We start from the raw sequence: 14,062 nt of genomic DNA on the forward strand, positions 1-14,062 counted from the left end.
ACCCATGCCGAACACCTTCGTCTACACCGCCCCCCAGGTCGCCCAGGTTGCGGCCTCCCTCGTCCAGAAGGACAGCGAGCTCTCGGCCCTCGTGTCGAAGAACTACGTCTCCGAGTTCCTCGGTGAGGGCACCGGCGGCCGACCCATCGCGATCAAGCAGCCGACCACGCTCATCGCACGCTCCCGCACCGTCGATGACGTGACCAGCTCGATCGTTCTCGATCAGATCGCCGAGGCCACGACCACCGTCAACCTGTCGAAGACCCACGACTACAGCGCCGTCGGCCTCTCGGAGGCGGACCTGACGCTGAACCTCACCGACTTCTCCGCGCAGGTGCTGAAGCCCCAGGCCGAGGCCATCGTGGACTCGCTGGAGCACAAGGTCGCGACCGCGCTCCTGGCGGTGCCGCTGACCACGCTCACCAAGCCCGACGGCGCCGACGCCGGTACCGACCCGGACGTCGTGGTCTTCGACCCGGCGAACCCGATTCCCTACATCACCCGCATCCGTAAGTGGCTCCGTGACAACGGCGTCCCGCAGTCGGGCATGCAGATGATCGTGGGTACCGAGGTCTACGCCGCGCTGCTCGACGCGAAGGCCATCACCGACGCGAGCGAGTCCGCCTCCAGCGAGGCGCTCCGCGAGGGTGGCGTCGGCCGCATCCGTGGCTTCAACATCGTCGAGTCGAACCGCGTGCCGGCCGACGAGATCCTGGCGTTCCACCGCGACGCCGTGACCCTCGTCACCCGCGCCCCCGCGGTCCCGGCCGGTGCCTCCTTCGGCGCCTCGGTCTCGGAGAAGGGCTTCTCGCTCCGCTACCTCCGCGACTACGACGCGACGAAGACCCAGGACCGCTCGATCGTCTCGACCTTCTCGGGCGTCGGCATCCTCCCGACCTACAAGATCGAGCGCGACTACGACACCCGCACGGTGAGCACGACCGCTCTCCCGAACGGCGGCGTGATCCACCTCGACACCGCAGCCTGACCCGATCCCGTGGAGCGTCCTTCGCCGGGCGCTCCACGGTGACCTCTAGGGAGGCCGAATGGCGAACCCTCTACCCCCGGCCCTGAGCCTCCTGGAGAAGCGCCTAGGCGTAGCTCCCGGGTCACTCGCGGGCGAGGAGAAATCTCGAGCGGAAGCCGCCCTCGAAGACGCCGCGACGCTCGTCCTCGCCGAGGTGCGAGACACCCTGGCCGCAGCCTGGGCAACCGACGCCCCGACGGTCGCGGTTCTCGTCGCACTGAAGGCCGCGCGGCGCGAGTTCGAGAACCCGCAGGGGATCTCGTCCGAAACCGTCGAGGGACACGCAGTCGGCATCACAGACGCCTCCGGCGTCTTCCTGACCAGCCGAGAGATCGCCCTCGTCCACCGCGCCGCATCCGGCCGCCGTGGCGGCTTTGTCGGTACCGTCCGCATCCTGACCGCCTACGAGGACTCATGATCCCTGACGCCGTGATCGTCGACGGGACGACCGTCTACATCCCGGGTAAGGACGAAGACTCCGACCCGATCGCATTCCTCGCCGAGGAGGACCTCTTTCAGTGATCCTCACCGGCTACCGCAAACGCCCCGCGGTCTACCGGCTCCGGCCGGGCACCGTGACCGACTCCTACGGTGATCCGGTCGAAAGCTGGACCAGCCCGGTCCGAGCCGCCATCCCCTTCGCTGACTTCTCGACGCGGGACGCCGACGAGGACGAGACGAGCACGGGCAGCAGCACCAGCGAGACAGCGACCCTCACCATCCGTGGCGTCTTCGACCTCACCGAGGAAGACCGCGTCGAGGTCGACGGCCTCGTCTGGCGCGTCGACGGGCCACCGTCCCGACCTACCGGATTCATCGTCAAGGCGACCACCGTCGCCTCCCTGACTCGCACGAAGGGCAGGCCCACCGATGGCTAAGAAGGTACGCATCGACTCAGCCGGCGCCCGCGAGATTCTGAAATGGGCCAGTCTCGGAAGCCTCACGGTCGACGTCGCCCAGAAGATCGCCGACAGCGCCGAGCACACCACCAGCCGCGGCGTCGAGATGCCTATCGAGGTCTACGAGCGCGACGTCACCGACCGGGTCGGCGCGAACGTGGTCATCGCCCACCCTGCCGGAATGGCCGTCGAAGCGAAGTACGGCATCCTCGCCCGCGCCGCGACCGACGCCGGGATCGAGATGAAGGCCAGGGCCTACTAGTGACCGACGTACCGATCGCTTTCCCGGACCCGCAGCTCAGCACCCGTGACCTCCTTCGGATGCTGCTTGCCGGCCGCACAGAACCCGAGGCTGCCGACGTCACCGTGTCAACCCGCGTTCTCCCCGGCGACGACACCTCTCGCTCCCTCCCCTACGTCCGCGTCCGCACAAACGGGTCGCTCCGTGACGCTCGCCTGAACGGTCGAGCTTCCGTGCAGATCTCCGTCTGGCACCGCGACGAAGGCCTCGCCGTCGCCCTCGCGACCCTCATCGAGGCCTTGCTCCTCGCCGCGACCAGCGACACGATCCGCGGCTTCTCTCCCGTGTCTGGCCCGCTCCCCACCAGCGACCCGGACAACGGACTCCCCCTCGCATTCACCACCCTCACGGCGCGGCTCCGCCCCCGCCTTCTGACCCCCTGAAACGGAGCGTGACGCCATGACCGGCGACGCAAAGAACACCGCAGTCTGGCAGGGCGCCGACGTCTTCATCTCGTTCGACCTCGACGCCGAAGGCCCCACCGACCTGACCACCCCCTGGGATTCCGATTGGAGCCCCGTCGGCCTCCTCGACGGCGAGGAGGGCTTCGCCGAGGGCCGCGAGGACGAGACCTCCGAGAACTACGCCTGGGGCGGCCTCCTCTTCCGCCGGACCAAGTCCAAGCACAAGCGAACCGTGAAGTTCGTCGCGCTGGAGGACAACCCGACCACGTTCCGCCTGGTCAACCCCGGGTCGACCCGCACCACGACTGCAGGCGTCCGCACCGGCACCGTGAAGGTCCCGACGATCGAGAAGTTCCTCGTCGGCTTCGAACTCCGCGACGGAGCGAAGACCAAGCGCCGATACGGCGTCGCCGAGGTGTCCGAGATCGGCGAGATCAAGGAGTCCGAGACCGAGCCCACCGTCTACGAGATCACCGTCGTGATCTTCCCCGACGAGGAGGGCGTCCTCTTCCACACCGTGGAGACCGACCCCGCCTGACCCAGACCGACGGAGTAGCGCTCGCGCGGGGCGCTACTCCGTCCCTCCCACACCCGCGCACCCCTCCCCACCCGCGCTAAGGAGCTAACCAGTATGGCTACACGTAAGACCCCCGCCGCCGCCGAAGCCCTCGGTGAGCGCATCCCCTTCTCCTACAGCGGCGTCGACTACCTCATCGACCCGACCACCGAATGGAGCTACGAGCTCCTCCTCGCCCTCGAAAACGGCCGCTTCGCGTCGTTCATCCAAGGCGTCCTCGGCGACGACCAGCACGAGATCTTCCGGGCAACGAAGCCGAAGATCGGCGAGCTGAACGACTTCGTGATCGCCATCCAGAAGGCGGCCGGCGTCTCGGGAAACTGACCGGGCTCGCCCGCCTGCTCCGCGAAGAGTCCGACCTCCTAGAAGCCGATCTCCAGCGCTTCTACGGGGTCGACCTCGCGGACTACTGGCGCGGCGAGCTGTCCCTCCGCCGCCTCTCGGTCCTCATCCACCGCCTTCCTGCCGATTCCGGGACCGCAGTCCGGTTCTCGGACCTGAAGGGCTGGACCGTCGAGGCCCTCGTGATGGCGGACGTCTTCCACGCACTCACCGGGCGCCCGCACCCGAACAGACCGCAGCCGTCGAAGAGCCAGCGCTACAGCGATCTTCGCGCGCGCCTCGAAGCGCAGCGGTCGCGTCTCCGCGCCCAGGAAACGGGGCGCCCGACCCCCTAGGAGCGCCCGCCCTTGACGAACATCGGATACGCCACCCTCGACGTCATCCCGTCGCTGAAGGGCATGGGGTCCAAGCTCACGCAGGGCGTCGCCCCAGCCATGCGCTCCGCTGGCGTCTCCGGCGGTAACACCCTCGGCCAGACCCTCGTCGGGACGGCCGGCGGCTTCCTCATCGGCAAGATGGCCGAACTCGGCCTCAGCGCCGCAGGCGGCTTCGTCAAGAGCGTGATCGCCGGAGCGGCCGACCTGGAGCAGTCCGTCGGCGCCATTGACGCCGTCTTCAAGGGCAGCGCCGGGCAGATGCACGAGTGGTCCCAGTCGGCCGCGACCGACGTCGGACTCACGAAAAACGAGTTCAACGAGCTCGGAACCCTCATCGGTGCACAGCTCAAAAACGGCGGCACCGCCATGGACCAGCTCGCACCGAAGACGAACGAGCTGATCGGCCTCGGCGCCGACCTGTCGTCGATGTTCGGCGGCACCACCCGCGACGCTGTCGACGCGCTGTCCGCCGCCCTGAAGGGCGAACGCGACCCGATCGAGCGCTACGGCGTCTCGCTGAACCAGGCCCGAGTCGACGCGAAGGCAGCCGAACTCGGCTTCCAGAAGGTCGGCGGAGCCCTCAGCCAGGAGGCCAACCAGGCCGCCACGATCGCCCTGATCATGGAGCAGACGGCGGATGCTCACGGCAACTTCGCCCGCGAGGCCGACACCCTCGCCCATAAACAGCAGGTCCTCAACGCCATGTGGCAGGACGGGAAGACCAAGCTCGGCGAGGCCTTCCTCCCTGCCGCTTCAGCCGCCGCCGGGGTCCTTATCTCCGTTCTCGGGCCAGCGATCGAGTCGACGACCTCGTTCGTGAACGAGGCGATCGGCGGCATCACCGCTTTCGGCGCCGCGTGGCGAGCGAACGACGGCGACGTCACCTCCTCGGGCTTCCCCGGCTTCATGGAGCGGATGGCGAACACCCTCCGTCCGATCTTCGACTCGTTCGGTCCGATGTTCGCGACGATCGGGACCTCGTTCCAGGCGGCCCTCGCTCCGCTGGCCCCCGTCTTCGCCGCGCTCCTCCCGCAGCTCGTCCAGCTCTGGACGTCGTTCTCGCCCTTCTCGCTGCTCCTCCAGGCGATCACCCCGATCCTCCCTCAGGTCGCGGCGATGGTCGCCCAACTGGCGTCGACCCTGGGCGGGGCTCTCGGTACCGCGCTGACCAGCATCCTTCCGGTGCTGACCTCGCTCGCGCAGACCCTCACCGGCACCCTCGGCGCGGCCCTCCAGGCCTTCGTCCCTGTCGTGAACCGACTTATCGCGATCTTCTCCGGCTCGCTGTCGACGACGATCGAAGCGCTCATGCCGGTGATCGTCGAGATCGCCACCGTCCTCGGCGGCGTCCTCGGCTCGGTGCTGTCGTCACTGACCCCGGTCATCTCCATGGTCGCCGAGGCGCTCGGGACGATCCTCGGCGTTGTCTCGCCGCTGATCTCGGGCATCATGCCCCTGGTCTCCGCGGTGCTGAAGCTGGTCGCTCCGCTCATCCAGCTCACGGGCGCGATCCTCACCCCGCTCATTGGGCTCTTCACCGCGCTCCTCGGCCCGATCATCAAGATCCTGGAGCCGATCCTCGCGCTGGTGACGCCGCTGCTCGATCTGGTGATGGTCATCCTGCAACCGCTCATCGACCTCTTCACGGCGCTGATCGGCATCATCGGCCCTCTCCTGACCCCGATCATCGAGGCCCTGGAGCCAATCCTGACCGGAGTCGCCGACTCGATCGGCGCCGTCCTCACCCCCGCGATCGGCGTCCTGACCGACGTCCTCGGCGGGCTGATCGAGTTCCTGACCGGCGTCTTCACGGGCGACTGGGAGAAGGCCTGGGGCGGGATCGTCCAGATCTTCGAAGGGATCTGGAACGGCATCGGAGAGATGGCTAAGGGCGCCCTGAACGGCCTCATCGACATAGTGAACGGCCTCATCGGCGGCGTCAACTCCATCACCGGAGCCGTCGGTATCCCGGAGATCCCGCTCATCCCCGGCCTCGCCAACGGTGGCACCGTCACCCGCAGCGGAACGGTCCTCGTCGGCGAGCGCGGCCCCGAGCTGCTCCGGCTCCCCAAGGGCGCCGAGGTCGACCCGGATATCTCCTCCGCGACCGCCTTCCGGTCCCCGCCGATCGACCCGTCTACCGCGGCGAACCGATCGGCCGACGAGAGGGCCGGCGCTGAGATCCACGTCCACCCCGCCCCCGGCATGTCCGAGGAGGCGATCGGAAAGGCCGCCAAGCGCGAGCTCGATTTCGATCTGAAACTAGGAGGCTAGATGGCCCACCCGGCCGACCTCGTCGCCGAGCTCCCCGCCCTCGGCCTCCGCTTCGTAGGCACCCCGGCCCGGACCCCTGACCCCCAACTGGTCATCGGTCCGGGCGGCTACGACGGCTGGGAGGGCGGAACCGAACTCGTCCGCGAGACCATCAAGTTCCCGCGCGCGGCCGGCGGCTACGCCCTCCCCGGCACCGTCGACTCGCGCATGATCCGCTTGGGCGGCGTCGCCGTCGCGGCCTCCCCCGAGGCGCTCCGCCGGCTCGGCGACCGGCTCTCCGCCGCGCTGATCGATGGCAGCTACACGAAGCTCGCCGTCACCCACGGTGGAGCCACTCGCTGGGCCCTCGTCGGCCTCGCCGCGACGACACGATTCGTCACCCGCGGCGAGTCCTCCACGGAGGCCGACTGGCAGATCCAGCTCTTCGCCCCGGACCCTCGGAAGTACGGCGTCCGCCGCGCCCCCGTAGCCCTTTCGGCGGTGCCCTCGCGCGTCAAGCAGGAGGGCTCGGTCCCCGGCCCCGCTGTCGTCCGCGTCACCGGGACGAGCACCGACAACTACGGCATTCATGGCCCGGGCGGTCGCTCGATCATCGTCTCCCGCCCCCTCGCTGCTGGCGACGTCCACGAGGTTGACGTCGAGACCGGCGCCCTGACCGTCAACGGTACGCGGGTCATCGGCGGAATCATCTCCGCCTACCCCTTCAGCATCGCCCCCGGCCCGGGCTCGGAGATCACCTTCGACGCCAACGGGAACGCCCTCACCGCGTCAGTCCGAGCGACCGACGCCTTCGCCTAGGAGGCGCTATCTACTCCTTCTGGATCTGCGACCTCCAGTCAGGCGCACGGCTCCTCCGGATGAACGGCCAGGAGTACCCCTCCGCGAGTACCTGGGCTACCCGCCTGAACGGATTCGACACCGGCTCCACCACATTCCAGCTCGGCGCCTCGAAGCTCACCCGCGCCGACTGGCACGAGCTCATCGACCCCTGGCGGCGCACCGTCGAAGTGTGCTGGGACGACCAGATCGTCTACTCGGGCCTCATGATGGGCACCACCTACGACCGATCGGCCGCGACCCTCACCGTCGCCTCAGCCGAGGTCCGGACCATCCTCGCCCGGCGCATGCTCTTCCCGATCGGCGGCTACGCCACGGGCACGAAGAACTTCACCTCCCGCACCCTGCGCGGTCTGATCTTCGAGATCCTCCAGCTCGCCACCCAGGGCGACCCCTCCGTCGTCTGGCGCCTGCCCTTCTCCTTCGATGGGCTCAGCGCCGAGATCGGCCCCGAGGCGCGGACCTACTTCGCGTACCTCTTCGAGAACGCCGAGAAGCTGATCACCGACCTCCAGGATGCCGACGGCGGACCTGACGTGCACTTTCAGGCCCGCTGGGCGAGCGACCTCCGCCGCGAGTGGCTGGTCCGTCTCGGCTCCCCGAAGCTCTCCGGGCCGGCACGCTCCTTCACCACCGTAGGGCGCGCGCCGACCGCACTCAACGTGCAGGAAACCCTCGACGGCACACAGATGGTGACCGGCATCTTCCTTGCCGGAGCGGGCAGCGAGGAGGACATGCTCCACGGCGAGGCCGCGACGGTCGCTGCGCCCGGCGGCTACCCGTCCCTCGACGTAGTCCGGCAGGCGAAGAAGCTCACCGACCAGTCGCAGCTCAACGTCCGCGCCGCCGCCGAGCGAGATGCATTCCGTCTGCCCACGAAGCAGCTCAGCTTTGACGTCCTGGCTCGCGACTTCCTCCCCGACGGCGTCCCCGGTTCGCCCGTCGCGCTCTGGGACGAAGGAGACTTCTGGCTCCCCGACGGCCAGAACTACCAGCGCTGCATCGGCATGCGCGGCGACCTCTCCGAACGAATCACCCTCGACACCCAGGCGGCGTAATGACCAGGATCGACAACCTCCGCGACTCCCAGGCAGTCCGCGACCGGAAGAATATCCAGGACCTCGCAACCGCAGCTCCACTCGGTAACTCCTCGATCACGCGAGGCGGCCTCCGGGTCGCGTCGGTCGAGGGACTCCTCGTGCAGGGTTCCGAGCGCGTTACCGGCCTTCTCGTCGTCGACGGCACCGAGACAGTAGCCGGGCTCCTGTCCGTCACGGGAACGCTAGTCGTCTCCGGCGGCCAGATCATCAGCGGAACCTTCCGCGTCGACGGCGCGACTCGCTTCCTCGGCGAGGTGTCGATCGAGGGCCCGCTGACGGTGACCGGAGCGAATGGCGAGATCCTGGTCGAGGGTCCCGTCGACATGCACCTGAAGAACGGCCGGGTCACCTACTCGAACGGGGCGTTTATCCACGGCGAAGCGGGCGGTGTGCAGCTACACTCCGGTAACTCCGACGTCACCGTCGTGGACGACGCCGTCAGCATCCGATCCGGTACGAACATTGTCGCCGTGCTGCCGACTGGCCTAACGGTGGCGAGTGGGACGGTCGCGATCACCGAGGATGCCGTGGTGAACGGGGAGCTACTCGTGCCTCTTCTGGCACCTGCACCGCCGGGAGTAACCGTGTACCCCGTCGTCGTCGACGCGGCTACCGGGACGTTCTACCGCGGCTAGCAGTAGGAGTCAGCGGCGCGGTTCACCAACTGGAAGTTATTCCAGTCCGCGTCCTCTCCCTCGCCTTCGACCACGACGACGCTGTCGACCGTCGCCCCGCCCGCTAGTTGCTCGCAGACCAGCTCGGCTGCCGAGAGTAGCTCCTCGTCAGTCGGCTCCGCCCCGCGCCAAGTCGGCTTGACCGAGTCGAGGAAGTAGGCGGAGACCTCGTCGTCGGTCAGCGCAGCGGCTTCCGTCGGCTCCTCAGCCGCAGCCGTGATCGGAGCCGCCGTCGGCGTGCTCTCCACTGCCGCCTCGCTCTCCGCGCTCGTCGTCGAGCAGCCCGCGAGGACCAACCCCATCGCCAGGACCAGAACCGTAAACGTCTTACGCATGTCCGTGAGTGTAACAGCCCCCGCCCTCGATTAATAGAGGGCCTTCCACTGGAGGCACTTTGCCCGTCATCACCGGCTCTTTGAAGGACTTCGGGCTCGGCTCGCTTGCCGCCCGCTCCCCGGTGCTCGTCTTCACGCCGTCCGCCGTCGGGGTCGACCCGACCGGACGCATCTACCCCATGGACCCCGTTGAGGCCGTCCCCGCGCCGGACGACACCTTCTCGGCGACCGTGGCCCGCACGACCAACCTCCTCCCCGAGGTCTTCCTCCGCCTGGCCATCCGCTACGAGAGCGGCGACGGGCCACCGAGCGAAGACCTCGCAGGTATCGAGATCCGTGTCCCTGAGGCCGGCGGAAACGTAAAGGACCTCATGCGGGCGCCCGTTCCGAACGGCCGAATCCTCATCGCCGACAGCGAAGCCGAAGCGATCCGCCGGGGCGCCCGGCTCTGGATCGACAACTCCACCAACCCCGCACGACTGAAGAGGAGGGCCTCCTAGATGGCCGAATGGATCGACGAGGGCGAGCTCGCCGTAGCCGGCGACGTCACGACCGCGGACCTCCTCAAAAACCCGACTAGTTTGTCGCAGGCGGCGGTCCGCGACCTCGTCGACCCCATGGTCGACGAGCGCGTCGGCTCCGACCCCAGCATCATCGCCGCTGGTGAGGCCGCAGCCGCAGCGGCTATCGCGAGCGCCGACCTGGTCCTCGGGTCGGACAGCCGCCTCCCTCTCCGCTACGACGACCGGCACGACCGCGCACGGGACCAGGACGGATTCATCGCAACCGACGCCCGACCCGACGGGTCGGTAGTGGTCGCCGGGGCCGCTCATCGTCCGTCGGGGCATGACCGGGCGGTAGACGCCTCCGGTTTCGTCTCACTGGACGCTCGCCAGGACGGCACAGTGATTATCGCCGGTGAGCTGATCAAGCCGAATCCGGACTGGGACCGCCTTGTGGACCGGGACGGATTCTTCATCGGGCGCCGCCTGAAGGACAACGTCTCGTTTCCGGCCGCTACGGCGACGTCGACGATCACAGGTCGCCATCGAGTGGTTGTCGTGGGGCAGTCGCTCGGCTCGAACAACTCCTTCCCTACCTCCGCCGTGCTGGACACCCCTCACCCTCGCGTGTATCAGGTCGGGTCGAAGGTCCGCACCCTCCGGGTGGCGACGTCGCCGATGGATTTCCACGACAACTCCACCGGGATCTCGCCCCTGTTCCTGTGGGCGAAGAAACGAATCCTGGAGGTTCAGCCGACCGAGGTAGTGGAGTTCTACCCGACCAGTCAGGGCGGTGCGGGGTGGGCATCGGCGAACTCGGCCGGCACCTACGACCCGGCTTACTCGGGCCCGTACCCGAACCTGTACACGCAGGCCCTCACTCAGATCAGCGACGGCGCTGCACTCGCAGCCTCGGCGTTCCCGGGTGCGGCGGTGCTATCGAACACGATCGTTGTTGTCACCGGACAAGCCGATGCATCCGCGGGTGTGTCGGAGGCGACCCACGCGGCCATGCAAGAGACCGTTATCGCCGGTCTCCGCGCGGCGCTCGGTGACGCCAGCGCAGCCGTTGTCTTCGTGGGCATGGTCCCCGAGTGGATCGAAGCGAGCCCCACCGCCCGTGAGCCGATCCAGCGGGCCATTCTGTCTGCCCCGGCGCGTATCAGCCGCTCGTCTGTAGTGAAGCTGACTCGCAACGCCTACGACACCATCGACCCGCTATACCCGCTGATCCACATGGATCGTGAGGGCGCCCAGTACGTCGCCGACCGGCTGACGGATGCGCGCGAGCGTGCCGTGTTCAACGACACGTCACTCTCACTGAACCCGCCCGCCGGTCTTTCCGCGCGCCTGATCGGCACTGCCCTGACCGCGACGGTAACGCCGTCTAAGGGGCCCGCCACGGAGTACGTCTTCGAGCTCTCCACCAACGCCGGCACCTCCTGGACCTCCTCAGCAGGTCGGCCCTCGGCGCTCGACCCCGACTATTCCGCCACCGTCACCGGGCCCGTGCTGGTCCGCGCCCGCACCGCCCTGACCGTGGGCGGGTCGACCACGTACTCCCCGTACACCACCCCAATTACCCCGATTGGAGCCTGACATGGCAGACCGTGTCGTCCAGACCTCTTTCAATAACCCCCTCCTGCCTCGCATCGGGTTTGTCGACTTCTTCAACCGCGCAGACGCCGCGACAATGGGCGTCACAGACCGCGAGGGTAAGTCGTGGCAACTGTTTCGAACCGGCTCTACCATGCGCGGGGCCATCGTCTCCGGTGCGGTAACTCTCTCGGGGTCTGGCGGTACCGCCGTCGAGGCGGTCGACGCGTACACCGCCCATGGAACCCTTCGCGCGACGATCAAAGCGATCGGCAACAACATCGGCGGTCTTGCCGGCCGCGTCGTCGACGACAAGAACTATTACCAGGTCATCCTCAACGTCGGTGGCTCTGACTTCCACTATCGACTCCGGAAGGTGGTGAACGGCACTGCAACCCTCCTCGGTACCGCAGCGACCGCCGTTGCCTCCACGGGTGACGTTGTGGAGCTCGTGATGGTTGGGAACCAGATCAGCGTGAAGGTGAATGGCGTCGTCGCGATCCCCGCGGTGACGGACAACACGTTCACGAACCAGGAACTCCACGGCATCTTCTGGGGCTCGGGTGGGACCGCGACCTACGAGGACGTCCAGTTCACGGCCTTCTAGTGACCGCCCCAGAAGCCTCGGCGCCCGCTACCGCGCTAGACCCTGCGACGCTCCCCCTCCTCGTCTCGTTCGCGCGCGTGGAGGGGAAGCTCGACACCGTCCTGACCCAGCAGCAGGACCACGAGAAGCGCATCCGCGAACTCGAAGCCCGACCCTCTGCGTCCCCCGACCATGAGACCCGCCTCCGCGCGGTCGAGACGAAGTCGACGGTATCCCCGCGCGGCCTCTGGACCGCGATCGTCGGCGCGGGCGCGTTGATCGTCGCCGTCCTCACCATCCTCGAAAAGCTCACCACCTAGGAGCCCCATGAAGAAATACTTCACCATCGCCTTCGTCGACTACGCGGGCGAGCGCGCGCTGAAGACTGCCGTCCAGTCCCTCTTCGCGGGCGGCCTGATCGGTGCCGGCCTCTTCGACCTCGACTGGACTGCCATCGGCTCCCTCGCCGGAGGCATCGCCGTCGCCTCGGTCCTGACCTCGTTCCTCTTCTACAAGGGCGACGGGTCGGATAACCCCGACGACACCTCGACCGGCGCCCGGCACGCAGCCTGACACCACGAAGCCCCGACCTCTCCTCGTGAGGGGCCGGGGCTTTTCGTCGTTTAGCGGGCTGAGACTCGGCCCGCTGAGTCAACGGTGAGGATTAGCGTCTCGATCTTTCGGTTCACCACTCGGATGATGACGACGATCAGCCAGAGCCCGCCGGTGATGAGGCAGAGGATGAGGTTCCAGAACCACCCGATCCGCTTCTTGCGCTGGAGCACGGCCTGGCCGCCAGCTATCGAGTTCACACTCCAGCCCTGGCTCGCATACTTCGCGACCTCGGCGTTCAGAATGGCGGTCAGTTGGTCGGCGGGCAGACCCGACGGGGCACTCGTCGGGACGGGCGGGAACTCGTTCGTCATGTGTTGAGCATAGGGGCGGCGGCAGGTCCGGACCTACACCCCCGGAGAGGGGCCGCTGAGCAGTCGACTTCTCCCTGGCCCCCTCCTCAGTCATGACCACCTACATCGACCCCACCGCCTATCGCCTCGGTGGCGACCCGGCACTGACAGACCCTCGCGAGCGGCGCATGAACGCCGTCACGAACCACGGCTTCCGACCCGTCCGAGCGCCGTTCATGACGCAGATCAGCGAGAACCTCTGGCACGGCGGCGTCGAGGCCGGCCTCGTGCTGCCCGACTTCATCGAGTTCAAGCTCTCCCTCTACCCGCGCGAGGACTACGCCCTCACGAAGCCGCTCAAGGAGTCCCGGACCGTGCTCATGTACGACAGCCTGGACCAGACCTTCGAGCAGGTCGCCGAGCTCGCCGAGTGGGTCAACGCCAAGCGCAAGCTCGGGCAGGTGTTCGTCCACTGCCAGGCCGGCCTCAACCGATCGAGCCTCGTCGTCGCGAAGGCGCTCCTCCTGGCGGGCGAGGTCGACACCGGGCAAGAGGCGATCGACCTCATCCGCGCACGGCGCGACGCGGCTTGCCTCTGTAACTCCGCCTTCGAGGCGTGGGTCCGAGGACAGGAGCGCGCGTGACCGCCCCCGCCCTGATCGGCCTCATCGGGAAGAAGCGCAGCGGGAAGGACACCTTCGCCGACGCTCTCGTCGCCGAGGGCGGCTTCGTGAAGATCGCCTTCGCCGACCCCCTAAAGGAAGCCGCACTCGCACTCGACCCAATCGTCGGCCGTCCCGCCATCCCGGCGCCCGAAGGCGGAATCCTCACACCCGGTCATGACGTCCGCCTCTCCGAGGTGATCGACGCCCTCGGCTGGGAGCGAGCGAAGGACTACGTCCCCGAAGTGCGTCGCACGCTCCAGCGTCTCGGGACCGAGGCGATCCGCGCGCTCGACGACGGCTTCTGGATCCGCGCCGCGATGCGCCGAGTCGACGCCACTCGCTCGCTGCTTCGACTGCGACTGAACACCTCAGACAGTCGCGAGGCGACGCGCCCCCGGCCTGTCGTCGTCACCGACTGCCGATTCCCGAACGAGGCCGACGCCATCCGCGAGCGCGGCGGCCAGATCATCCGGGTCACTCGACCCGGTGTCGAGAGCACCGACCCACACCCCTCAGAGGTCGCTCTTGACTCCTACGCCGAGGACTACCACGTCCTGAACGACGGCACCATCGCAGACCTCCACGAGAGGGCGCGACCGTGGCTGGGCAACCCCTAGCCTCATGGCCCGATTCCTCCTAACCTGGAGGGGTCGGGTCATT

At 67.9% G+C, this 14,062-nt stretch carries 20 protein-coding genes; 18 read left to right on the forward strand and 2 right to left on the reverse strand.

Features of this window, described 5'->3' with window-relative positions; translation table 11 throughout:
- Positions 1–4: 4 nt before the first annotated feature.
- The 11 genes from N1031_RS06915 (at position 5) to N1031_RS06965 (ending at position 8,773) form a co-directional block, all read left to right on the forward strand.
- Complete coding sequence (locus N1031_RS06915) at positions 5–988, forward strand: phage major capsid protein (protein ID WP_259478868.1); 984 nt, start codon at positions 5–7, stop codon at positions 986–988.
- 58 nt (positions 989–1,046) lie between these two features.
- Entirely contained in the window at positions 1,047–1,445 is a 399-nt protein-coding gene (locus N1031_RS06920; protein ID WP_259478869.1) for a hypothetical protein, read from the forward strand.
- A 100-nt stretch (positions 1,446–1,545) separates the two neighbouring features.
- Positions 1,546–1,905 (forward strand): head-tail adaptor protein, encoded by a 360-nt coding sequence (locus N1031_RS06925; protein WP_259478870.1) that lies wholly within the window; start codon positions 1,546–1,548, stop codon positions 1,903–1,905.
- Positions 1,898–2,188 (forward strand): hypothetical protein, encoded by a 291-nt coding sequence (locus tag N1031_RS06930; protein ID WP_259478871.1) that lies wholly within the window; start codon positions 1,898–1,900, stop codon positions 2,186–2,188. The genes N1031_RS06925 and N1031_RS06930 overlap by 8 nt, the downstream gene beginning before the upstream one ends.
- A 212-nt stretch (positions 2,189–2,400) precedes the next feature.
- A complete protein-coding gene (locus N1031_RS06935) occupies positions 2,401–2,610 on the forward strand; it encodes a hypothetical protein (RefSeq protein ID WP_259478872.1) in 210 nt (69 codons plus the stop codon).
- A 16-nt stretch (positions 2,611–2,626) separates the two neighbouring features.
- Positions 2,627–3,169, forward strand: coding sequence for a phage tail tube protein (locus tag N1031_RS06940; RefSeq protein WP_259478873.1), 543 nt, complete (start codon positions 2,627–2,629; stop codon positions 3,167–3,169).
- A gap of 93 nt (positions 3,170–3,262) precedes the next feature.
- On the forward strand, positions 3,263–3,532 hold the full coding sequence (locus tag N1031_RS06945) for a hypothetical protein (protein WP_259478874.1): 270 nt from the start codon (positions 3,263–3,265) through the stop codon (positions 3,530–3,532).
- 365 nt (positions 3,533–3,897) lie between these two features.
- Positions 3,898–6,201: a phage tail protein gene (locus tag N1031_RS06950; RefSeq protein ID WP_259478875.1), complete on the forward strand. Its 2,304-nt coding sequence runs from the start codon at positions 3,898–3,900 to the stop codon at positions 6,199–6,201.
- Positions 6,202–6,999 carry a phage tail family protein gene (locus N1031_RS06955; RefSeq protein WP_259478876.1) on the forward strand — a complete coding sequence of 266 codons (798 nt, stop codon included), beginning with the start codon at positions 6,202–6,204 and terminating at the stop codon, positions 6,997–6,999.
- Between the two features lie 59 nt (positions 7,000–7,058).
- Positions 7,059–8,096, forward strand: a complete 1,038-nt coding sequence (locus tag N1031_RS06960; protein WP_259478877.1) for a hypothetical protein — start codon at positions 7,059–7,061, stop codon at positions 8,094–8,096.
- Positions 8,096–8,773, forward strand: coding sequence for a hypothetical protein (locus N1031_RS06965; protein ID WP_259478878.1), 678 nt, complete (start codon positions 8,096–8,098; stop codon positions 8,771–8,773). The genes N1031_RS06960 and N1031_RS06965 overlap by 1 nt, the downstream gene beginning before the upstream one ends.
- On the opposite strand, the gene N1031_RS06970 is transcribed toward N1031_RS06965, so the two are convergent.
- Complete coding sequence (locus N1031_RS06970) at positions 8,770–9,147, reverse strand: hypothetical protein (RefSeq protein ID WP_259478879.1); 378 nt, start codon at positions 9,145–9,147, stop codon at positions 8,770–8,772. The two genes, N1031_RS06965 and N1031_RS06970, sit on opposite strands and share 4 nt — an antisense overlap.
- Positions 9,148–9,206: 59 nt before the next feature.
- Between N1031_RS06970 and N1031_RS06975 the strand changes: the two genes are divergently transcribed.
- The 5 genes from N1031_RS06975 (at position 9,207) to N1031_RS06995 (ending at position 12,405) form a co-directional block, all read left to right on the forward strand.
- A complete protein-coding gene (locus tag N1031_RS06975; protein ID WP_259478880.1) occupies positions 9,207–9,647 on the forward strand; it encodes a hypothetical protein in 441 nt (146 codons plus the stop codon).
- On the forward strand, positions 9,648–11,249 hold the full coding sequence (locus N1031_RS06980) for a hypothetical protein (protein ID WP_259478881.1): 1,602 nt from the start codon (positions 9,648–9,650) through the stop codon (positions 11,247–11,249).
- Between the two features lies 1 nt (position 11,250).
- Positions 11,251–11,853, forward strand: coding sequence for a hypothetical protein (locus N1031_RS06985; protein ID WP_259478882.1), 603 nt, complete (start codon positions 11,251–11,253; stop codon positions 11,851–11,853).
- A 77-nt stretch (positions 11,854–11,930) separates the two neighbouring features.
- Entirely contained in the window at positions 11,931–12,152 is a 222-nt protein-coding gene (locus N1031_RS06990) for a hypothetical protein (protein WP_259478883.1), read from the forward strand.
- Positions 12,153–12,159: 7 nt separating this feature from the next.
- Positions 12,160–12,405 (forward strand): holin, encoded by a 246-nt coding sequence (locus tag N1031_RS06995; protein WP_259478884.1) that lies wholly within the window; start codon positions 12,160–12,162, stop codon positions 12,403–12,405.
- A 50-nt stretch (positions 12,406–12,455) separates the two neighbouring features.
- Here N1031_RS06995 and N1031_RS07000 read toward each other — a convergent pair whose 3' ends face one another.
- Positions 12,456–12,758, reverse strand: coding sequence for a hypothetical protein (locus N1031_RS07000; protein WP_259478885.1), 303 nt, complete (start codon positions 12,756–12,758; stop codon positions 12,456–12,458).
- 92 nt (positions 12,759–12,850) lie between these two features.
- On the opposite strand from N1031_RS07000, the gene N1031_RS07005 reads away from it, so the two are divergent.
- Together N1031_RS07005 and N1031_RS07010 are read left to right on the forward strand one after the other, a co-directional pair.
- Positions 12,851–13,381 carry a dual specificity protein phosphatase family protein gene (locus N1031_RS07005; protein ID WP_259478886.1) on the forward strand — a complete coding sequence of 177 codons (531 nt, stop codon included), beginning with the start codon at positions 12,851–12,853 and terminating at the stop codon, positions 13,379–13,381.
- Positions 13,378–14,019 carry a deoxynucleotide monophosphate kinase family protein gene (locus N1031_RS07010; protein ID WP_259478887.1) on the forward strand — a complete coding sequence of 214 codons (642 nt, stop codon included), beginning with the start codon at positions 13,378–13,380 and terminating at the stop codon, positions 14,017–14,019. The genes N1031_RS07005 and N1031_RS07010 overlap by 4 nt, the downstream gene beginning before the upstream one ends.
- Positions 14,020–14,062: the final 43 nt, after the last annotated feature.

This window comes from Herbiconiux moechotypicola, assembly GCF_024979255.1.
Classification (GTDB): Bacteria; Actinomycetota; Actinomycetes; order Actinomycetales; family Microbacteriaceae; genus Herbiconiux; species Herbiconiux moechotypicola.